Genomic DNA, 21,080 nt, shown 5'->3' with positions numbered 1-21,080 from the left:
GTTTCCCCTTGGCCGCAAAATGCTCTAGCTTGCGCGCGCCCGACTTAACGAGCGCGCGCATGACCTTCTCCCTGCTTCGTTTCATCTTTGCCTGCCTGCTGCTGCCTTGTCTTTGGACGGGCAGAGCGGAGGCCGTCAGCTTGCCGGAGCTCGGCAGCGCCGTCCCTGGCCACGGCGATGTCACCTATCTCGATCTCGCCAGGATGGTCATTCCCGATCTGGCCGCGGACAAGGACGGCTTTTTCCGGGGTTCGATGCCGATCGAGATGCGCCACATCGCTGGTCCGGACTACGACGGCTCGCCGCCGGCGACGTCGGGTCTTTCCAACGCCGGCGTGCTCGGCATCAAGGCCGGCGGCAAGGAGCGGCTGACCATGCTGTTCGACCTCGGCGACTCGCCTGACAGTGCCGAGGGCTATGCGGTGCTGGCACTCTACGACATCACCGGCAAGCCGGCCCTGCTCGACGCGGTCAATGTCGCTGTCGACCGCATCACCTATCTTCGCGATCCGGGCAAGCTGCCGATCGGGCCTGGTGACGACGCCATCATCAGCATGAGCACGCATTTCAATTCGAGTCAGGGCTATGGGATCACGCCGCTGATCATGGTCCGCAGCGAGAGGTTCGAGCTGATCGACATGATCTATACGTTCGACGAAAACCTCTGCACCAACCGAAGGACGCAGAATGCGGCGTTCCAGGCGATTGCTGACGGCCAGCCCTATGCAGCCATCAAGGTTACGGTGACCGACGCGACGGTACCGGGCGAAGAAAGCTGCGACGGCCAGCGCCGCCAGCGGCGTCTTCGCGCAACATTTCCGTCACCTATCATTGGGACAAAAACGCTTCGCACTACGTCAAGGATTCCGACGCGCTGGACCGATTGGCAGAAGAGAACGCCAAACGCTTCTGAGCCAACCGCATTTGTTTGCCCGGCGCGTTCCGCCGGGCTAGAATTTGCCTCACATTCTGCACTGGAGGGGAGCATCCATGGATAAGGGCAAGATTTTTCGCGACCTGCATGCCTCGATCTTCGTCATGGCCAATTCCTGGGACGTCGGCACGACCAAGCTTTTGGCCTCGTTCGGCTTCAAGGCGCTGGCGACGACCAGCGCCGGTTTTGCCTTTTCGCGCGGCCTGCCCGATGGCGCGGTGACGTTCGAGGCGATGATCCACCATTGCCGTGAAGTGTCGGCGGCGACCGGGCTGCCGGTTTCGGCGGATCTCGAAAAGGGCAAGGGCGACAGCGCGACAAGTGCCGGCGAGACGATCTTCGCCGCCGAGGCGGCTGGCCTCGCCGGCTGCTCGATCGAGGACCATACCGGCGAGCCCGACAAGCCGATCTATGATTTTTCGCATGCGGTCGAGCGCGTCGCGGCGGCGGCGGAAGCGGCACGGGCGCTGAAACGCGATTTCGTCTTCACCGCGCGGGCCGAGAATTTCCTGTGGGGCAAGCCCGACCTCGACGATACGATCAAGCGGCTGCAGGCGTTCGAGAAAGCCGGCGCCGACGTGCTCTATGCACCAGGGCTGAGCGACATCGAGACGGTGCGGACCGTCTGCTCGGCGCTGACCAGGCCGGTCAACGTCATGGCCCGGCCTGGCTTCACCATCGCCGACCTGGCCATGGCGGGGGTAAAGCGCGTCTCGCTCGGCCCATGGCTCACCAATTTCGCCTTCGGCATGCTGGAGACCGCGGCGCGCGAGATCCAGCAGGACGGCACGTTCGGCTTCACCCGCGCCGCCATGCCATTCGGCAAGCTGCAGGCGCTGTTTGCCAAATCTTCAGCCTAGGTAGGCCCCGGCGAATGACGCTCACCGTCGTCGACATGCACACCGGCGGCGAGCCACTGCGGATCGTCACCGGCGGCTACCCCGACATTCCCAAGGGCACGATTCTCGAAAGGCGTGCCTATGTGCGCGACCATCTCGATCATCTCAGAAAGATCCTGATGTTCGAGCCGCGCGGCCATTACGACATGTATGGCGCGCTGCTGGTGGAGCCTGACCTGCCGGGCGCCGACCTCGCGGTGCTGTTCATGCACAATGAAGGCTATTCGACGATGTGCGGCCACGCCATCGTCGCGCTCGGCCGCTATGCCGTCGACGAGCGGCTGGTGGCGCCACGCGAGCCGATGACGACGGTCAATATCGAGGCGCCATGCGGGCTGATTTCGGCTGCGGTCGAGGTAAGGGATGGCAAGGCCGGTGCGGTGTCATTCGAAAGCGTGCCGGCGTTTCTGTTTGCCCGCGACCAGCGGATCGAGCTGCCGGGCTACGGCGCAGTCGGCTTCGACATCGCCTATGGCGGCGCCTTCTATGCGCTGGCCGACTGCCGCCAGTTCGGGCTGGAATTCGGCAGGAACCGGGTGCGCGATTTCGTCGATGCAGCGACGGCGCTGACCAATAAGCTCAAGGCCGAATTGCCGCTGTCGCATCCCGACCATGCCGATCTCGCCTTTCTCTACGGCACCATCCTGACCGACGGACAGGATGCGATCTCCGATACGCCGACCAAAAACATCTGCGTTTTCGCCGAAGCCGAGGTCGACCGTTCGCCGACCGGCTCGGGCGTCACCGCGCGGCTGGCGGCCATGCACGCCAAGGGCCAGATCGAGATTGGCCGGACACGGCTGTTCGAGAGCATCGCCGGTTCGCGCTTTTCCGGCGCGGTCGTGCGCACGGCCAAAGCCGGGCCGCATGACGCCATCATCGCCCGCGTCGGCGGCCGCGCTTACTACTCAGGGCGGGCCGAATTCATTGTCGAGGACGACGACGAACTGGGGCGCGGCTTTCTGCTGCGCTAAGCATCATCCCGCGCCGAGATCGCCTTGTGCAGGTGCACCATCATGGCGGCGGCGAACAGCGGCGTCAGAAGGTTGAGCAGCGGCACGGCGAGGAAGGCGGCGACAACCAGCCCGGCCAGGAACACGGTGACCGCGTGCTTCCTGCGCAGCGCCTTGGCCTCGGCCTCCGGGCGAAAACGCATGGCGGCGAACTCGAAGAACTCGCGCCCGAGCAGATAACCGTTGACGACGAAGAAAGCGGCGATATTGATGCCTGGCACCAGCAGAAGCAGCAGGGCGACGATGTTGCCGAGGATGACGACGCCGAAGAACCTGATCGCCAGCACCAGCGAGCGCAGCGCCGGCACGACGCGGCCGGGCGGATCGTTGGGATAGTCGGTGCGCTCGACGACTTCGGCGACGTCGTCGAGGAACAGGCCAGCGATGATCGCCGTCACCGGCGCGATGAGCAGCGCCAAGCCCAGCGCAAGGCCGATGCCGGCGACGACGGCGCCCAGCCATCCGGCCCAGGAGGGCAGGCTGGGCAGCCATGCATCGATCCATGGCCAGGCCAGCCAGTCGAACAGGCCCTTGATCCCGAACCAAAGTGCCGCCAGCGTCAGCAAGGTCAGCCCCAGCGTCTTCACGAACACGGAACGGAATTCGGGCGAGAACAGCCGGCTCAAGGCGGCGCGGGCGGCGTCGAGGATCACGGCGTTTCCAATTCCATGTCAAACGTGCTCGTGGCTGAGATCTCCGGAATAGGCGGCGACAGCGCAGGCCGCAAGTGCCCTAGCGCGCGACCTTCGCCTGGGGAATGGTCATCGCCGCCACGCCGACGACGACCAGGGCCATTCCCCACCACGCGCTCGGACCAAGGCTTTCGCCAAGGAACACGGCTCCGATAGCAACGCCGATCGGCACCCGCAAATAGGCTTGCGAGGTGGTGCCGACGGAGCCCAGCGTGTGGAGGAGACGGAAATAGATGCAAAAGGCCAGCGCGGTTGAAAAAACCGAAAGCCCGAGCAGCGCAAGGATCGAAGCCGTCGATGGCGCCAAGGTCCATGGCTTGTCGAATGCAAGGCTCAAGGGGACCAGCATCGCGGCGCCGCAGAGCATCGAACCGGCGGCCGGCACCATCGGGTCGAGCCCCCTGAAGCCGCGGCCGAAAACGGCCGCGCCAGCATAGCAGATCGTCGCCGTGACGACGGCAAGTTGCGGCAACAATTGCCGTCCGAGGCCGCCAAGCGCCGGGGCGCCGACGACGAGGCATATTCCGGCGATTCCCGCCGCGACGCCGAACAGCTTGCGCATGGTCGCCGGTTCGTGGCGGGTGATGAGGGCGGTCAACAAAAAGGTGAAGATCGGCGAGGTTGCATTCAGGATCGTGGCCAGCCCGGCATCCAGCGAGCGCTCGGCCCAAGCGATCAGCGTGAACGGCACGACGCTGTTCAGGCATGCCTGGAATGCAAACCGGCGCCAGCTTGTGGCATCACCCGGCAAGGTCAGCCCGCGCCAGCGGATCAGGGCAAGCAGGATGCCACCCGCGATCAGGGTTCGCGCGGCGATCAGCGTCACCGGCGGGATCGTCGCTACGCCGATCTTGATGAAGCTGTAGGATGCACCCCAGAGCACCGCCAATATGACGAGCAGCACCAGCTCGATCCTCGTGTCGGTTTTCATAGACATGGCCGGCGGGCACCTCTGGGCATCGCTCATCTCAGCCATGCTTGTAAGCCAGGCACGCGAGAAATGCTTCGGCCGCCATCCAACGATGGTCGCTATGCTGACATTCGTCGGATCGCCGCATTGTCGACTAGGCAAAGCCGCATCAAACCGCTAGACCCGCCCGCGCCCGGCATGGCAGAAAGCCGGTGGGTTTTTGGCGGAGACATGAATTGATGCCGGATTATGACGTGCTTTGTATCGGAAATGCCATCGTCGACATCATCGCCCAGTGCGACGAGGCGTTCTTGGAGACCAACGGCATCATCAAGGGCGCGATGAACTTGATCGACACGAGGCGCGCCGAACTGCTCTACAGCCGCATGGGCCCGGCCATTGAAGCCTCGGGCGGCAGCGCCGGCAACACGGCGGCGGGCGTTGCCTCCTTCGGCGGTCGCGCCGCCTTCTTCGGCAAGGTCTCCAACGACGCGCTCGGCGAAATCTACGCGCACGACATCCATGCCCAGGGCGTCGCCTTCGACACAAAGCCGCTCAACGGCGAACCGCCGACGGCGCGCTCGATGATCTTCGTCACGCCGGACGGCGAGCGCTCCATGAACACCTATCTCGGCGCTTGCGTCGAACTCGGCCCGGAGGACGTCGAGGCCGACAAGGCGTCGGGCGCCGCCGTCACCTATTTCGAGGGCTATCTGTGGGATCCGCCGCGCGCCAAGGAAGCGATCCGGCAGACGGCGAAGCTCGCGCATGCCGCCGGCCGCGAAGTGTCGATGACGCTGTCGGATTCGTTCTGCGTCGACCGCTACCGCGACGAATTTCTGGACCTGATGCGCGCGGGCACCGTCGACATCGTCTTTGCCAACAGCCACGAGATCAAGTCGCTCTACCAGACCGCGTCCTTCGACGAGGCGCTGGCGCAGATCCGCAGGGACTGCAAGATCGCCGCCGTCACCCGCTCGGAAAAGGGCTCGGTCATCGTGCGCGGCGACGAGACCGTCACCATCGAGGCGACCAGGATCCGCGAGCTTGTCGACACGACAGGCGCCGGCGACCTCTACGCTGCCGGCTTCCTCTACGGCTACACGCAAGGCCGCAGCCTGAAGCGGTGCGGCGATCTCGGCTCGCTGGCCGCCGGACTGGTCATCCAGCAGATCGGCCCACGGCCGAGGCAGAATTTGCGCCACGAGGCTGAGCAGGCTGGGCTGATTTAAGGACGCTTCTGTCTTAACGTTGCCTTCCGCGATCTTTCGGGCCTTGCCTCACGCGAAAGCCAAATGGTTGGCCCACTGCCCCGGTTGCGTCTCAAGCTCTGCCGTTTCTGTCAGCCGAGGAAAGGCTTTGATCACACGTGATCGTTCGTCGCATAAAAACGAAGCGCCTGAGTCTCGAAACAAGATAATTCACATTCCATGATAACACTGGCGCGCACGTTTTCTTGCTAGGGGACTTCAATGTCGACAAGCGCGGTTCAATTTCGTCGTGTGGGGTTGTTTGTTGATTGGAATACTCAAATCTTGGCCAGCCCGCCGGAATATAAAGAACAACCAATCGAAAAGTGTCGTTATGCTTTGGCGCGAATAGGAAAGATCGTTACCAAATATCTATGCAATCTTGAGGACAAAGCGGTTTATCGGGTCAGAATTCGACTTTACCATGGATGGACAACAGGCGTAACGCAAACCGCAAATCGCCGAGCGTTTTCAAGCGTACGGGAGTTTTTGAACCCGGACGAGATATTTGGCTCGAGACGGGTACTGGCGCTCTCAGATATCGAATTTGGGGACCGACTCATCGATGCGCTCCCCACAAGGGAAAATCACGGGCTCAGAATACATTTGCCAAACACCTATCGTCGGCAACGGTCTGATGCAGAGCCCGCCGAAAAGATGGTGGACACAGCGCTAGCCTCAGATCTCTTAAGTTGGGCTCGAATCGATTCCAACGGAATCGCGCTCGTGTTTTCGAGTGATGACGATATTATACCCCCGGTCTTTGTCGCGGAGGCTTGGATGAAACCTTTTGGGGGGTCAGTTCATCTGTTTCGTCCGGAAGCCCGTGCTGACAGCCGCTATCTCTCACTGGAAGGTTTACTCTGTTGAACGCGAGTTCGTTAATACTAACTGCCGAACAGATAGCCGCCGATATCGGTGTCTTCGCCGATGTCGGAACTGAAGCTCCATCAATAGAAAACGTGCAAGGCGGAAAGGTTGTCCGATTTACGAGGAATGGAGAGGCCACAGAGATCGCAGTCGCGTCTAAAAATAATGTATTAATTGAAAAATACGGAAGCGAAACAGCCAAACATGCAAATTTCAAAGCGCTTCTCGCTTCCGATAGATTCGGTGGCCTGAGAGAGTGGGCCACGAAACAGTTAGCCTATATTTCTCAAGAGCTTTCATCTACAGGAGATTTGTTAGAAATATATGGTACGTTGAATGGCGGGATTGATGGCACAGGAATTGCTGCCGTTGATCAATTATTGGCGGCTAGCCAGGCAAATGATTCTACCCGAATTCTTCTCATAGACGGCCCAGCCGGCATTGGTAAGACTCAATTCATACTTAGCCTTACAGAACGAAGGGTTAGGAGATATCTATCGGAGAGGCGCCCACTGATACTACATATTCAAAGTAGAGGTAGAACCTTATCCTATTTATACGACTTGATAGCTTTTAGCTTGCAGCGCCTTCGGGTCGGTGTTACCTTTGATCAAGTTCCAATACTTGCAAAATATGGCTTGATAACCATCGCTATAGATGGTTTTGACGAATTGGCCGATCCGGATGGTTATGATCTTGCATGGTCGCAAGTTAGCGATTTGATTCAATTACTAAGAGGATCTGGCAGTCTTATCCTTGCCGGTCGCGAGACATTTATCGGACGCGACAGAGTACTAAAGGACATCGCGTCCCTTAGAGATGGTATCGATGAGGTGTCCGTTCTCACCCTTCAACCTCCGACAAAAACTGCGGCAATAAATTGGCTTCAGAACGAGGGGTGGACTAACCACCAAGTAGGCCTCATTGAAGGATTCTTAGAGCCGTCTTCGCTCGCGCTCAGACCGTTCTTCCTAAAAACGCTGTCGGATCCCAGCGTAGCGGCGCTTCTCTCTTCTACGTCTGCCACAAGCGTGCTGTCTATACTCATGCAGGCGATGATTGAGCGCGAAGTCGACAAATTTGGTGAGGCGGTCGACCGTGAATTGACCAGAGTTGAACGGAGGGCTTATCTTCACACATTCGTTGGCGAGGTGGCTCGGGACATAGCGGAAAGCGGCACGTCATCTATCAGCGACGCAACGCTTTCGTGGTTAGTCGAGGCTTCGCTCCCGTGGCCGATATCCGAAAATATTCTCCGGATATTAAAGGCCCGAAGCCAGTTTATAGCCTTCTTTACCAATGATGACCGAACAGGATATCGAAGATTCTTTCATGAAAAGTTTTACGAATATTTTTTGGCAGAAGTTCTTGTTGATACAGTTGGGCGAGCGGAAACCGGTAAATTACTTGGAAGAAGCATATTTGGATCAAGCTTACTTGAGACCTTCGGCGAGGTGATTTCGAGCGTCACTCGTACAGACCAACTTAAGCTGTTCTTGGTCCAAGCGTTGAGGCTTATACAGGAATATCCGCCGATAGACCGGACACGGAAGAACCTTGCGGCGCTAGCAATTGCATCCCTTTCAACGGCGGATGTCATTGCTGAATTTCAGGTGTCGGCGGTAGAAGTTGACGAATGCAGATTTACTTGGCACCGCTTCTGGCGGAGTTTTGGAGTCTTTGCTTATCAACCAGCTTGACTGCAGAGGGGGGAATTTGTCTGCAGTTAATTTCATCAATGTTACGGTGCTCACCTTAATCGCCGACCGGGACACTCTCCTGCCGGATTCGTTTCCTGTCCCAACACGCGTTCAGGATATTACGATGGGAGGGAGCACATTGACGTCACCTACCGATGTCCAGAATTGGGTTGACGCTCACCGGACCAATCCACCTCAAGCTGAACGCGGATTGATACCCGAAAGTTTGCGTGGCCACGAAGCTATAAGAATATTGCACAAGGCTTGCCGGTTGCGCCAATACTGGCTGAGGCGTGGGGACGATGTACATGCCTCACGAATCTTGGATAACCGTTATTGGCCTTTAATCGAGGCTACGCTATCCAACAGCGATTTGTTGCGCGTAGAGACACGGCAGGCATCAGGGAACGATGCGCGCTTTATACATGTTCGGCACGCTGCCGAGATACTTTCAGAAGACGCGTCAAACAATGAGGTCAGGAAGATGTACGCTACGCTGGCGACGGAACTCGCAGAGGGAAGTTGAACCTCAAGCCCCCGCGCTGTACGCCGCAATCGCAGCCATATTCACGATATCCGAATCCTTCGCGTTGAGCGAGACGATCTGAACCGGCTTGTTCAGGCCGACCAGCAGCGGGCCGATGACGGTCGAGCCGCCGAGCTCCTGCAGCATCTTGGTCGAGATCGAGGCCGAGTGGAACGCCGGCATGATCAGCACATTGGCGGGGCCGGTCAGCCTGATGAACGGATACTGCGCCATGGCGCGGGCGTTGAGCGCCACGTCGGCGGCCATTTCGCCGTCATACTCGAAATCGACGCGGCGCTTGTCGAGGATGCGCACCGCTTCCTGGACGCGCTCGGAGCGCTCGCCCTGCGGATGGCCGAAGGTCGAATAGGCGAGCATAGCGAGCCTCGGCTCGTAGCCCATGCGGCGGGCGAAGCCGGCGGCCTCCTCGGCGATGTCGGCGATCTGTTCGGCGTTCGGCATGTCGTGCACGGCGGTGTCGGCGACAAGCACGGTGCGACCCCGCGCCAGCACGATCGACACGCCGATGACGCAATGGCCGGGCCTAGCGTCGATGACGCGGCGGATGTCGTCGAGCGCCGTCGAATAGTTGCGGGTAACGCCGGTGACGATGCCGTCGGCATCGCCCAGCGCCACCATGCAGGCGGCGAAATGGTTGCGGTCGTTGTTGATCAGCCGCTGGCAGTCGCGGAACAGGAAGCCTTTGCGCTGCATGCGCTCGTAGAGATAATCGGTGTAGACGGAGTTGCGCCGCGACAGCCGCGCATTGATGATCTCGATGCCTTGCTTGCCGAGGTCGATGCCGGCATTCCGGGCGTTTTCCTTGATGATGTCGTCGCGGCCGAGCAGGATGGCGGTGCCGAGCCGCTGGTTCACATAAGAGACGGCGGCGCGCATCACCTGCTCCTCCTCGCCCTCGGCAAAGACGATGCGCTTGGGCTGGCGGCGCACGCGGTCGTAGATGCGCTGCAGCGTCGAGGCGATTGGGTCGCGGCGGGCGGAAAGCTCCTGCGCGTAGCGGTCGAGATCGAGGATCGGCTTGCGCGCGACGCCGGAGTCCATCGCCGCCTTGGCGACCGCGATCGGGATCGCCGAGATCAGCCGCGGGTCGAACGGCACCGGGATGATGTAGTTGGGGCCGAATTTCGGCCGGTTGCCCTGATAGGCGGCGGCGACGTCGTCGGGCACGTCCTGGCGCGCCAGCTCCGCCAGCGCCCGGGCGGCGGCGATCTTCATGTCGTCATTGATGGTGGTCGCCCGCACATCCAGTGCGCCGCGAAAGATGTAGGGGAAGCCAAGCACGTTGTTGACCTGGTTGGGATAGTCGGACCGTCCGGTCGCCATGATGGCGTCGGTGCGGATCTCGGCGACCTCCTCCGGTGTGATCTCGGGGTCGGGATTGGCCATGGCGAAGATGATCGGGTTCTTGGCCATCGACTGCACCATCCTGGTGGTCAGCGTGCCCTTGGCCGAGAGGCCGAGGAAGACGTCGGCGCCGTCCAGAGCCTCAGCCAGCGAGCGCGCGCCGGTTTTCACGGCGTGCGCCGACTTCCACTGGTTCATGCCTTCGGTGCGGCCCTGGAAGACGACGCCCTTGGTGTCGCACAGAATGATATTTTCTGGCGCAAAGCCCATCGCCTTCATCAATTCGATGCAGGCGATGCCGGCAGCGCCGGCGCCGTTGCAGACCATTTTCGTGGTCTTCATGTCGCGGCCGGTGATTTCCAGCGCGTTGATCAGGCCGGCGGCCGAGATGATGGCGGTGCCGTGCTGGTCGTCATGGAAGACCGGGATGTCCATCAGCTCGCGCAGCCGCTGCTCGATGATGAAGCATTCCGGTGCCTTGATGTCCTCGAGGTTGATGCCGCCGAAGGAGGGTCCAAGGAAACGCACGCAGTTGATGAATTCGTCGGCATCCTCGGTGTCGACCTCGAGGTCGATGGAATCGACATCGGCGAAGCGCTTGAACAGCACCGCCTTGCCTTCCATCACCGGCTTCGAGGCCAGCGCGCCGAGATTGCCGAGGCCGAGGATAGCGGTGCCGTTGGAGATGACGGCGACCATGTTGCCGCGAACCGTGTAGTCGAAGGCGCGGCTCGGGTCCTCGGCAATGGCGAGAACCGGAACCGCGACGCCCGGCGAATAGGCGAGGCTGAGATCGCGCTGCGTCGCCATCGGTTTTGTGGCGACGATTTCCAGCTTGCCCGGACGGCCCATGGCGTGGAATTCCAGCGCCTCCTGGGCGCTTACGGAGGGCCCGTTGCTTTCGGTTTTCTTGGCCATGGTACTTTTGGTTTCCTCGCCGTACGGCACCGCTTGAGATGGGTGCGCATGCTTTCTTTTGTGGAAGGTTCGGGATTAAGGCTACACTTCGCCGCTGTAAACCGCCAAGCATGGCTTGGAAAATTTTGGAAGCAGCTTCTTGAACGACGAGACGCCCATTCGAAGCGACAACGCCACGCCGGCCTTCGCGCCGGCGACGCCGATGATGGAGCAGTATATCGAGATCAAGGCGGCGAACCCGGATTCGCTGCTGTTCTACCGCATGGGCGATTTCTACGAGCTGTTCTTCGACGATGCCGAGAAGGCAAGCCGGGCGCTCGGCATCGTGCTGACCAAGCGCGGCAAGCACCAGGGGCTCGACATCCCGAGGTGCGGCGGGCCGGTGCACGCGGCCGACGATTATTTGCAGAAGCTGATCGGCCAGGGGTTCCGCGTCGCCGTCTGCGAGCAGATCGAGGATCCGGCCGAGGCCAGGAAGCGCGGCGGCAAATCGGTGGTGCGCCGTGACGTCGTGCGGCTGGTGACCCCCGGCACCATCACCGAGGACAAACTGCTGGCCCCGTCGGAATCGAGTTTTCTGATGGCGCTGGGACGGGTCAAGGGCGGGGCAGAGCACGCTTTTGCCTTGGCCTGGATCGAGATCTCGACCGGTGTCTTCCGCGTCGCCGAGACCACCGCCGACCGGCTGCTCGCCGATGTCTTCCGCGTCGACCCGCGCGAGCTGATCGTCGCCGAGCCGGTGTTTTACGACCCGGAGCTGAAACCGGTCTTCGACGTGCTCGGCCGCGTCGCCAGCCCGCAGCCGCCGTCGCTGTTCGATTCGGCTTCGGCCGCCGGCCGCATCGCCCGCTTCTTCGAGGTGGCGACGCCTGACAGTTTCGGCTCGTTTTCGCGCGCCGAGCTGTCGGCGATCTCAGGCGTCATCGCGTATGTCGAGAAGACGCAGAAAGCGGAGCGGCCGCCGCTGTCGCGGCCGGAGCGCGAGGAGCAGGGATCGACACTGTTCATCGACCCGGCGACGCGCGCCAATCTGGAGCTGCTGCGCACGCTGTCCGGCAGCCGCGAGGGGTCGCTGTTCAAGGCGATCGACCGCACGGTGACCGGTGGCGGCGCAAGGCTGCTCGCTGACCGGCTGATGGCGCCGCTGACCGACCCGGCGGCAATCGCTGCAAGGCTGGATTCGGTGTCGTTCTTCCGCTCCGAGACGCGCCTCTGCCAGGCGGTGCGGGCCAGCCTGAAGAGCGTCGCCGACATGCCGCGCGCGCTGTCCAGGCTGGCGCTCAACCGCGGCGGTCCGCGCGATCTCGGCGCGCTGCGCGCCGGTTTCGAAGCGGCCGGCGCCATCGCCGGACTGTTCGGGCAAACCGCCTTGCCCGCCGAACTGGCGGCGGCGCTAGCGGCCACCAAGGCACTGCCCGGCGCGCTGGCGGCGCATCTGGCACAGGCGCTCAGCGACGAGCTGCCGCTGCTCAAGCGCGACGGCGGCTTCGTCCGTTCCGGTTACCACGCCGAGCTCGATGAGATGCGGGCACTGCGCGACGAGTCGCGAAAAGTGATCGCCGGGCTGGAGCGCTCGCTGATCGACGAGACCGGCATCCGCTCGCTGAAGATCAGGCACAACAATGTGCTGGGATACTACATCGAAGTCACCGCCAACCACCATGCGCTGATGACCGGCAGCGACGGCGCCAAGGCGCGCTTCATCCACCGCCAGACCATGGCCAACGCCATGCGCTTCACCACCACGGAACTCGCCGAGCTGGAATCGAAGATCGCCAATGCCGCCGACCGGGCGCTGGCGATCGAGCTTGCCGCTTTCGAGGCGCTGACGGCGGAAGTCGTCGGCCAGGCCGACACGATCCGCGCCGGCGCCGAAGCGCTCGCCGCGCTCGACGTTTCGGCAGCCCTTGCCTTGCTTTCCGAAAGCGAGGCCTGGTGCCGGCCGCTGGTCGATGCGAGCCTTGCCTTCGAGATTTCGGGCGGACGCCATCCGGTGGTCGAACAGGCACTGCGGCGTTCCGGCGAAGGCCCGTTCGTCGCCAATGATTGCGATCTGTCGCCGCAAGGCGATGCCAAGGCCGGCGCGATCTGGCTGCTGACCGGCCCCAATATGGGCGGCAAGTCGACCTTTCTCAGGCAAAACGCGCTGATCGCCATCCTTGCCCAGACCGGCTCCTTCGTGCCGGCGGCATCAGCCCATATCGGCGTCGTCGACCGGCTGTTTTCGCGGGTCGGCGCCTCCGACGATCTGGCGCGCGGCCGCTCGACCTTCATGGTCGAGATGGTCGAGACAGCGGCGATCCTCAACCAGGCCGGCGAACGCGCACTGGTCATCCTCGACGAGATCGGCCGCGGCACCGCCACTTTCGACGGCCTCTCGATCGCCTGGGCGGCGGTCGAATATTTGCACGAGAAGAACCGCTGCCGGGCGATCTTCGCCACGCATTTCCACGAGATGACGGCGCTCGCCGGAAAACTGCCGCGGCTCTCCAACGTCACCATGCGGGTCAAGGAATGGGAGGGCGACGTGGTCTTCCTGCACGAGGTCGGCAAGGGTGCCGCCGACCGTTCCTACGGCGTCCAGGTAGCGCGGCTTGCCGGCTTGCCGGAAGCCGTCGTCGGCCGGGCCAAAGAAGTGCTGCACCAGCTTGAAGCCGGCGAGGTCTCGGGCAAGGCCAACCGTCTGGTCGACGACCTGCCGCTGTTTTCCGTGGCGGCGAAGCGGGAAGCGTCGAAGCCGGCCAGGAGTGATGGGCTGGGTGAAGCGCTAGCGGAGATCAATCCCGACGAGATGACGCCACGCGAGGCGCTGGAAGCGCTGTACCGGCTGAAGGGGCTTGTGGGGAAGTAGTGCTCGTCCGATAGCGCTCTACGGCGCCCCCCTCTGTCCTGCCGGGCATCTCCCCCTCAAGGGGGGAGATTGGCAGTTTCGCTGACAGCGCTTTTTCCTTCGACGTTCGAAGTTGGCGAAAGCCGATGCGAGATCCAATCTCCCCCTCAGTGGGGGAGATGTCCGGCAGGACAGAGGGGGGTGTGACGGAACGCTGCTTTGGCTTGCCTTCCGCCCCACCCCCTCAAATCATCGCCAGGCCCGACTTCCGCCTCGGCGGTGGGAAGGCGCGGTCAATTTCGGCGAAATCTTCGCTCGTGAGCTCGATGTCCAACGCCGCGACATTCTGCCGGACATGCTCCGGGCGGCTAGCTTTGGGAATGGCGATCACCCCGTCCTGCGCCATCACCCAGGCAAGCGCGATCTGCGCCGGCGTCGCACCGTGGCGAGCGGCGATGGCATCTAACCTGGCATTGCGCGCCAATACCCCCTGATCGACCGGCGAATAGGCCATCAGCGGCATACCGCGTTGCCGGCTCCACGGGGCGAGGTCGAACTCGACGCCGCGCTGCGACAGATTGTAGAGCACCTGATTGGTCTGGACGTTGCCGCCGGCCGGCAATCGGACCAGCTCTTCCATCTCGCCGGTATCGAAATTGCTGACGCCCCAATGGCGGATCTTGCCGGCTGCCTTCAACGCTTCGAATGCCTCGACCGTTTCCGTCAAGGGCACGCTGCCCGGCCAATGCAGCAGATAAAGATCGATGCGGTCGGTGGCGAGATGCCTCAGGCTGTTCTCGCAGGCCCGTTTCACGCCGGCGCGCGAGGCATTGGACGGCAGCACCTTGGAGACCAGGAAAACCTCGTCGCGGCGACCAGCGATGGCCTCCGCCACCACCTCCTCGGCACCGCCGCTGGCATACATTTCGGCGGTGTCGATCAGCGTCATGCCGAGATCCAGCCCGAGCTTCAGGGCATTGGCCTCGTCGGTACGGCGGCGGCCGTCTTCGCCCATCTTCCAGGTGCCCTGGCCGAGCACCGGCACGGCTTCGCCGCAGGGCAGGGTGGTCGTTCGTATCGTCGATGGCATGGCATGCTCCAGTCCGAGGCCCGGATAGCACCATAGCCGCCAAGGGAAATCCAGGTGAAGCAGAAATCCAGGTGAAGCCTCTCGCCTGGTTTCCCCGACAGCGTGACGCCTACTTCACCGGATGGGCAGCGAGCCAGTCCTGCATCTGCTTGATCTCGGCTTGCTGCGCGGCGATCACCGCTTCGGCCAGCTTGCGGATTTCCGGATCCTTGCCATTGGCGAGCTCGACCTTGGCCATGTCGATGGCAGCCTGGTGATGCGGGATCATGCCGCGGGCGAAATCGACATCGGCATTGCCGGAATATTCGATCGCCATCATGTCGGTATGCATCTTGTCCATCGCCGCCTTGTAGCCCTCGGTCGAGGGGCTCTGCGCGCCCATGCCGCCCATGTCGTGCTTCATCTCCTCGGCTTGTGCAGGAACGCTTTCGAGGAAAACAGCAAGCAGCATTCCCGCCGCCATCATCAGCAGCACGATCTTCTTGGCCAAGGTCATTCATCGTCTCCTTTTTTGAACAGGGTGTATCTGGAAGTTTTACTCAGAGTTTCAATGTCCTGAGCCGCAATGCGTTGGCGATGACCGAAACCGAAGACAGGCTCATCGCCGCCGCCGCAATCATCGGCGACAACAGCGTGCCGGTGAGCGGATAAAGCACGCCGGCAGCCACCGGCACGCCAAGCACATTGTAGAGAAAAGCGAAAAACAGGTTCTGGCGGATGTTGCGGATCGTCGCGCGGGCCAGCGTCCTGGCCCTGACGATACCGTTGAGATCGCCCTTGACCAGCGTAATCCCCGCACTTTCGACCGCAACATCGGCGCCGGTGCCCATGGCGATGCCGACATCGGCGGCGGCAAGTGCCGGCGCATCGTTGACGCCATCGCCGGCCATGGCGACGCCGGCACCGCCGGCGCGCAACTCCTCGACCAGCGCGTTCTTCTGTTCGGGCAAAAGCCCGGCATGCACCGCGTCGATGCCGAGCTTGGCGGCGATGGCCTTGGCGGTGCGCTCATTGTCGCCGGTCGCCATGACGATCTTCAGCCCGCTGTCATGCAGCGCCTTGATCGCCTCGGCGGTGGTCGCCTTGATCGGGTCGGCGACGGCGACGAGGCCGGCGAGCTTGCTTGCGACAGCGACGAACATCGCGGTCTTGCCGTCGGACTGCAGCGCCTCGGCACTGGCCAGGACCGAAGCCGTATCGATGCCGAGATCGGCCATCATCGCGGCATTGCCAAGCGCCACCTTCTGTCCCGAAACCGTGCCGGAAACACCCTTGCCGGTGACAGCCTCGAAACCGCTCGCGTCGGGGACCTTCACCCCGCGTCCGCGGGCGCCGTCAACGATCGCCTCGGCCAGCGGATGCTCCGAGCCTTTTTCCAGCCCGGCGGCGAGCGCCAGCAACTCGTCTTGCGCCATGCCTTCGACGGCAACGACGTCGGTCAGTCGCGGCCGGCCTTCGGTCAGCGTTCCCGTCTTGTCGACGATCAGCGTATCGACCGAGGCAAAGCGCTCGAGCGCCGCCGCTTCCTTGATCAGCACGCCGGCATGCGCGCCGCGCCCGGTGGCGGTCATGATCGACATTGGCGTCGCAAGGCCGAGTGCACACGGACAGGCGATGATCAGAACCGAGACCGCCGAGACGATGGCAAACACCAGGCTGGGTTCCGGTCCGACGATCGCCCAGGCGATAAACGCAATGATCGCAACGAGAACAACGGCCGGGACGAAGTAGAACGAGACGCGGTCGGCCAACCCCTGGATCGGCGCGCGCGACCGCTGCGCCTTGGCGACCAGTTCGACGATGCGCGCCAGTGTCGTCTCGGCGCCGATCTTTTCGGCTCGCATGATCAGTGAGCCATTCTTGTTGAGCGTGCCGCCGGTGAGGTTGTCGCCTTCGGTCTTTTCGACCGGCAGCGGCTCGCCCGTGATCATCGATTCGTCGACGGAAGAGCGCCCTTCAAGCACAATGCCGTCGACCGGTACAGCGTCACCTGGGCGGATGCGCAGGCGGTCGCCGGCCTTGACAATATCGAGCGGCACGTCGTTTTCGGAACCATCCGCGCCGATCAGCCGCGCCGTCCTGGGCGCCAGGTCGAGCAGCGCACGGATCGCCGAGCCGGTTTTCTCGCGGGCACGCAATTCCAGCACCTGGCCGAGGAACACCAGCGCGACGATTACCGCCGCCGCCTCGAAATAGACCGGCACGGTGCCGTCATGGCCGCGGAACTGGTGCGGAAAGAGGCCTGGAAACAGTGTGGCGACGACACTGTAGAGATAGGCGGCACCGACGCCGAGCGAAATCAGCGTCCACATATTGGGGCTGCGATTGAGGATCGAATCCCAGCCGCGGTGGAAGAACGGGAATGCCGCCCACAGCACCACGGGGCTCGCCAGCGCCAGCTCCAGCCAGACCTTCGCGCGGTCGTCGATGAAGGCCTGGAATGTCAGGCCGAGCATCGGTGCCATGGCGATGACCAGCAACGGCACGGACAGCACCGCGCTCACCCAGAAGCGCCTGGTGAAATCGACCAGTTCGGGGTTAGGCCCCTCGTCGCCGGTCGGCACGCCCATCGGCTCCAGCGCCATGCCGCAGATCGGGCAGGAGCCGGGCTTGTCGCGGATGATTTCGGGATGCATCGGGCAGGTGTATTGCGTGCCCTTGGGCATCGCCTGCGGCGCCGGCTTGTCGCCGAGATATTTTGCCGGCTCGGCCTCGAACTTCGCCTTGCAGCCGGCGGAGCAGAAATAGAAGCCTTGGCCCTCGTGGCGCAAAAAGTGCTTGGCCGTGGCGCGATCGACGCTCATGCCGCAGACGGGATCGGTTGCGGTCAGATATTTTTCAGGTTCGGCGACGAATTTCGAACGGCAGCTTTCGCTGCAGAAATGATAGCGATGGCCGTCATGCCCGGCGGTCGGCTTGCCGGCGGCCGGATCGACGGTCATGCCGCAGACCGGATCCCGGACGACGGCGTCCGCGGCAGGCGAGGCGCTCTTTGCCGAGCAGCAGCTGCCATGGCTGTGATGATCGTGGTCGGAATGCGTCATGCCGAAAGCCCCTGTATTTCGATGTTGCAGCGGAGGTAGTGCTTCCAGTAACTGGAAGGTCAAGGGCCGATTTTCGATTTTTCGCGGCCAGGCCCAAACCGAACCGGCTGCGGGCACGAGACGATCGTCCCGTCGGCGGCCGCGGAGAACGCGTCCGTCCGCCCCATACCCAGCGCCGCGAAAACGCGCTATAGACGCCGCCGAAACGGCGAGGCCGAACGGCATTTATGGCAAGAATATCCCTGAAGCTCGAGGAACTGATCGACGGCGAAGCCTTGCGCCGCGAGATGACCGAACTGACCGCGGCCACGGCAGGCGACGGTTCGGGCAAGGCCGCGCGCGGCGGCGTCCTCAAGCTGCTCAAAAGCCGGCTCGCCGACGGGCGCACTGTCGCCGAACGCATGCTGATGGACGACGGCAGCGGCACCGCCTGCGCCGCCCGGCTGTCGCATCTGATGGATGAGATCATCCGTGCGCTCTACGATTTCGCTGCCACCCATGTCTACCGCGTGAAAAACCCATCGTCGGCCGAGCGCATGGCGGTCGTTGCCGTCGGCGGCTATGGCCGCGGCACGCTGGCGCCGGGCTCCGACATCGACCTGCTGTTCCTGCTGCCCTACAAGCAGACGCCATGGGGCGAGCAGATCGTCGAATATATGCTCTACATGCTGTGGGACCTCGGGCTGAAGGTCGGCCACGCGACGCGCAACATCGACGAGTGCCTCAGGCTGTCGCGCACCGACATCACCATCCGCACCTCGATCCTGGAGGCGCGGTTCCTGTGGGGCGAGCAAAAGCTCTATGACGAGCTTCTGCAGCGCTTCGACCACGAGGTGGTGCGCACCACCGGCCCCGAATATGTCCAGGCCAAGCTTGCCGAACGCGACGAGCGTCACGCCAAGGCCGGCGAGAGCCGTTACCTGGTCGAACCTAACGTCAAGGACGGCAAGGGCGGCCTGCGCGACCTGCAGACGCTGTTCTGGATCGCCAAATATTTCTACCGGGTGCGCACCGGCGAGGAACTGGTCGACAAGGGCGTCTTTACCGACGCCGAATACAGGGAATTCCAGAAGGCCGAGGACTTCCTGTGGGCGGTGCGCTGCCACATGCATTTCCTCACCGGCAAGGCGGAGGAGCGGCTGCATTTCGACATCCAGCGCGACATCGCTGAGCGGCTCGGCTACACCACCCATCCCGGCCTGTCGGCGGTCGAGCGCTTCATGAAGCACTACTTCCTCGTCGCCAAGGATGTCGGCGACCTGACCCGCATTTTCTGCGCCGCGCTGGAAGAGGAGCAGGCCAAGCATGTGCCGGGCTTCAACCGCATCTTCCTCACCTTCTCGCGGCGCAAGCGCAAGCTCGCCGGCACGGCCGATTTCATCGTCGACAACCACCGCATCAACATTGCCGACGACGAGGTGTTCGAGCGCGATCCGGTCAACCTGCTCAGGCTGTTTTGGTTTGCCGACAAGCACGGCCTGGAATTCCACCCCGATGCGCTGAAGCTTTTGACCCGCTCTCTCGGCCTCGTCGGCAAGGCGCTCAGGCGCGACGAGGAGGCCAACCGGCTGTTCCTCGACATCTTGACCTCGGACCGCAACGCCGAGCTCAATCTGCGGCGAATGAACGAGGCCGGACTGCTTGCCAAGCTGATCCCGGACTTCGGCAAGATCGTCGCCATGATGCAGTTCTCGATGTATCACCACTACACCGTGGACGAGCATTTGATCCGCTGCATCGGCGTGCTGGCCGAGATCGAGCGCGGCGACGGCGAAAAGGTGCATCCGCTTTCCCACGCGCTGATGCCGGGGCTGAAGAAGAGCCGCGAGGCGCTCTATGTCGCCGTGCTGCTGCACGACATCGCCAAGGGCAGGCCTGAGGACCATTCGCAAGCCGGCGCCAGGATCGCGCGGCGCATCTGCCCGCATATGGGGCTCTCGCCGGCCGACACCGAAACGGTCGCCTGGCTGGTCGAGAACCACCTCGTCATGTCGATGACGGCGCAGACCCGCGATCTCAACGACCGCAAGACGATCGAGGATTTTGCCGCCATCGTGCAGTCGGTCGAACGGCTGAAGATGCTTTTGGTGCTTACCGTCTGCGATATCCGTGGCGTCGGGCCGGGGGTCTGGAACGGTTGGAAAGGCCAGTTGCTGCGCACGCTCTACTACGAGACCGAGCTTTTGTTGACCGGCGGGTTTTCGGAGGTGTCGCGCGCCAAGCGGACGGCGGCGGCGCGCGAGCAACTGGCCGAGGCGCTTGCCGACTGGCCGGAAAAGGCCCGCAAGCGTTATGTCGGCCAGCACTACGAGAACTATCTGCTGGCGGTCGATCTTCCCGACCAGCTGCGCCATGCCGAATTCATCCGCGAGGCCGATCACGCCGGCAAGAAGCTCGCCACCATGGTCAAGACTCACCAGTTCGAGGCGGTGACCGAGATCACGGTGCTGGCGCAGGACCATCCGCGCCTGCTTTCGGTGATTGCCGGCGCCTGCGCGGCGGCCGGCGGCAACATCGTCGACGCGCAGATCTTCACCACTTCGGATGGCCGCGCGCTCGACACCATCCTGATCTCGAGGGAGTTCGACCGCGACGAGGACGAGCGTCGCCGTGCCGAGCGCGTCGGCCGGCTGATCGAAGACGTGCTGTCGGGCAAGAGCTGGCTGCCCGAAATGATCGAGAAGCGCACCAAGCCACGGCGCGGCGCCAAGGTCTTCCGCATCCCGCCACGCGCCGAGATCCGCAACACCCTGTCGAACCGGTTCTCGGTGATCGAGGTCGAAGGACTGGACAGGCCGGGCCTTCTGTCGGAGATCACCGGCATGTTGTCGGACCTGTCGCTCGACATCGCCTCGGCCCACATCACCACCTTCGGCGAAAAGGTCATCGACACGTTCTACGTCACCGATCTCACCGGCCAGAAGATCGACAGCCCGTCGCGTACGGCGACCATCCGCAACAGGCTGATCGCGGTGCTCGAGGGCACGGCGTCCGAGCGCGGCAAGACCAAAACGGCCGCCGAGTGACTGTTACCTTCCA

Annotated in this window: 14 protein-coding genes; 8 read left to right on the top strand and 6 right to left on the bottom strand. The window is 62.7% G+C overall.

Annotated features, from left to right (window positions below; all coding sequences use genetic code 11):
• Nucleotides 1-59: 59 nt before the first annotated feature.
• Genes NKH89_RS09525 through NKH89_RS09515 form a run of 3 tightly spaced genes read left to right on the top strand, consistent with a single transcriptional unit; the run spans nt 60 to nt 2,807 of the window.
• Nucleotides 60-998: a hypothetical protein gene (locus tag NKH89_RS09525; protein WP_352908647.1), complete on the top strand. Its 939-nt coding sequence runs from the start codon at nt 60-62 to the stop codon at nt 996-998.
• Nucleotides 991-1,794 carry an isocitrate lyase/PEP mutase family protein gene (locus NKH89_RS09520; protein ID WP_352484928.1) on the top strand — a complete coding sequence of 268 codons (804 nt, stop codon included), beginning with the start codon at nt 991-993 and terminating at the stop codon, nt 1,792-1,794. Before NKH89_RS09525 ends, NKH89_RS09520 begins: the two co-directional genes overlap by 8 nt.
• Nucleotides 1,795-1,808: 14 nt before the next feature.
• A complete protein-coding gene (locus NKH89_RS09515) occupies nt 1,809-2,807 on the top strand; it encodes a proline racemase family protein (protein WP_352484926.1) in 999 nt (332 codons plus the stop codon).
• Here the strand turns inward: NKH89_RS09515 and NKH89_RS09510 are convergent.
• The gene (locus NKH89_RS09510; protein ID WP_352908645.1) at nt 2,804-3,499 is read right to left on the bottom strand and encodes a sulfate transporter family protein; all 696 of its coding nucleotides are present in this window, start codon (nt 3,497-3,499) and stop codon (nt 2,804-2,806) included. The genes NKH89_RS09515 and NKH89_RS09510 overlap by 4 nt on opposite strands.
• Before the next feature lie 79 nt (nt 3,500-3,578).
• Nucleotides 3,579-4,469 carry a DMT family transporter gene (locus NKH89_RS09505; RefSeq protein ID WP_502896882.1) on the bottom strand — a complete coding sequence of 297 codons (891 nt, stop codon included), beginning with the start codon at nt 4,467-4,469 and terminating at the stop codon, nt 3,579-3,581.
• 218 nt (nt 4,470-4,687) lie between these two features.
• On the opposite strand from NKH89_RS09505, the gene NKH89_RS09500 reads away from it, so the two are divergent.
• The 3 genes from NKH89_RS09500 to NKH89_RS09490 all read left to right on the top strand — a co-directional run bounded on the left by NKH89_RS09500 (nt 4,688) and on the right by NKH89_RS09490 (nt 8,268).
• On the top strand, nt 4,688-5,680 hold the full coding sequence (locus NKH89_RS09500; RefSeq protein ID WP_352908642.1) for an adenosine kinase: 993 nt from the start codon (nt 4,688-4,690) through the stop codon (nt 5,678-5,680).
• Nucleotides 5,681-5,920: 240 nt separating this feature from the next.
• Nucleotides 5,921-6,568 (top strand): PIN domain-containing protein, encoded by a 648-nt coding sequence (locus NKH89_RS09495; protein WP_352908640.1) that lies wholly within the window; start codon nt 5,921-5,923, stop codon nt 6,566-6,568.
• Nucleotides 6,565-8,268, top strand: a complete 1,704-nt coding sequence (locus NKH89_RS09490) for an NACHT domain-containing protein (RefSeq protein WP_352908639.1) — start codon at nt 6,565-6,567, stop codon at nt 8,266-8,268. Before NKH89_RS09495 ends, NKH89_RS09490 begins: the two co-directional genes overlap by 4 nt.
• A 529-nt stretch (nt 8,269-8,797) precedes the next feature.
• Here NKH89_RS09490 and NKH89_RS09485 read toward each other — a convergent pair.
• Nucleotides 8,798-11,077: an NADP-dependent malic enzyme gene (locus NKH89_RS09485; RefSeq protein ID WP_023717919.1), complete on the bottom strand. Its 2,280-nt coding sequence runs from the start codon at nt 11,075-11,077 to the stop codon at nt 8,798-8,800.
• A 202-nt stretch (nt 11,078-11,279) separates the two neighbouring features.
• Between NKH89_RS09485 and mutS the strand changes: the two genes are divergently transcribed.
• Nucleotides 11,280-13,928, top strand: a complete 2,649-nt coding sequence (mutS, locus tag NKH89_RS09480) for a DNA mismatch repair protein MutS (protein ID WP_352908681.1) — start codon at nt 11,280-11,282, stop codon at nt 13,926-13,928.
• Nucleotides 13,929-14,151: 223 nt separating this feature from the next.
• Here the strand turns inward: mutS and NKH89_RS09475 are convergent, their stop codons facing one another.
• The 3 genes from NKH89_RS09475 to NKH89_RS09465 all read right to left on the bottom strand — a co-directional run bounded on the left by NKH89_RS09475 (nt 14,152) and on the right by NKH89_RS09465 (nt 18,041).
• Nucleotides 14,152-14,997 carry an aldo/keto reductase gene (locus tag NKH89_RS09475; RefSeq protein WP_352483314.1) on the bottom strand — a complete coding sequence of 282 codons (846 nt, stop codon included), beginning with the start codon at nt 14,995-14,997 and terminating at the stop codon, nt 14,152-14,154.
• 109 nt (nt 14,998-15,106) lie between these two features.
• Complete coding sequence (copM, locus tag NKH89_RS09470; RefSeq protein ID WP_352483313.1) at nt 15,107-15,493, bottom strand: CopM family metallochaperone; 387 nt, start codon at nt 15,491-15,493, stop codon at nt 15,107-15,109.
• A 43-nt stretch (nt 15,494-15,536) separates the two neighbouring features.
• Nucleotides 15,537-18,041 (bottom strand): heavy metal translocating P-type ATPase, encoded by a 2,505-nt coding sequence (locus NKH89_RS09465; RefSeq protein WP_352908636.1) that lies wholly within the window; start codon nt 18,039-18,041, stop codon nt 15,537-15,539.
• A 227-nt stretch (nt 18,042-18,268) separates the two neighbouring features.
• On the opposite strand from NKH89_RS09465, the gene NKH89_RS09460 reads away from it, so the two are divergent.
• Nucleotides 18,269-21,067, top strand: coding sequence for a [protein-PII] uridylyltransferase (locus NKH89_RS09460; RefSeq protein WP_352483311.1), 2,799 nt, complete (start codon nt 18,269-18,271; stop codon nt 21,065-21,067).
• The last annotated feature ends 13 nt before the right edge of the window (nt 21,068-21,080 follow it).

It is taken from the genome of Mesorhizobium sp. M0923, assembly GCF_040319365.1.
Classification (GTDB): Bacteria; Pseudomonadota; Alphaproteobacteria; order Rhizobiales; family Rhizobiaceae; genus Mesorhizobium.
Note: the sequence above shows the minus strand (reverse complement) of the source record. Positions and strands in the feature narration are given on the sequence as shown.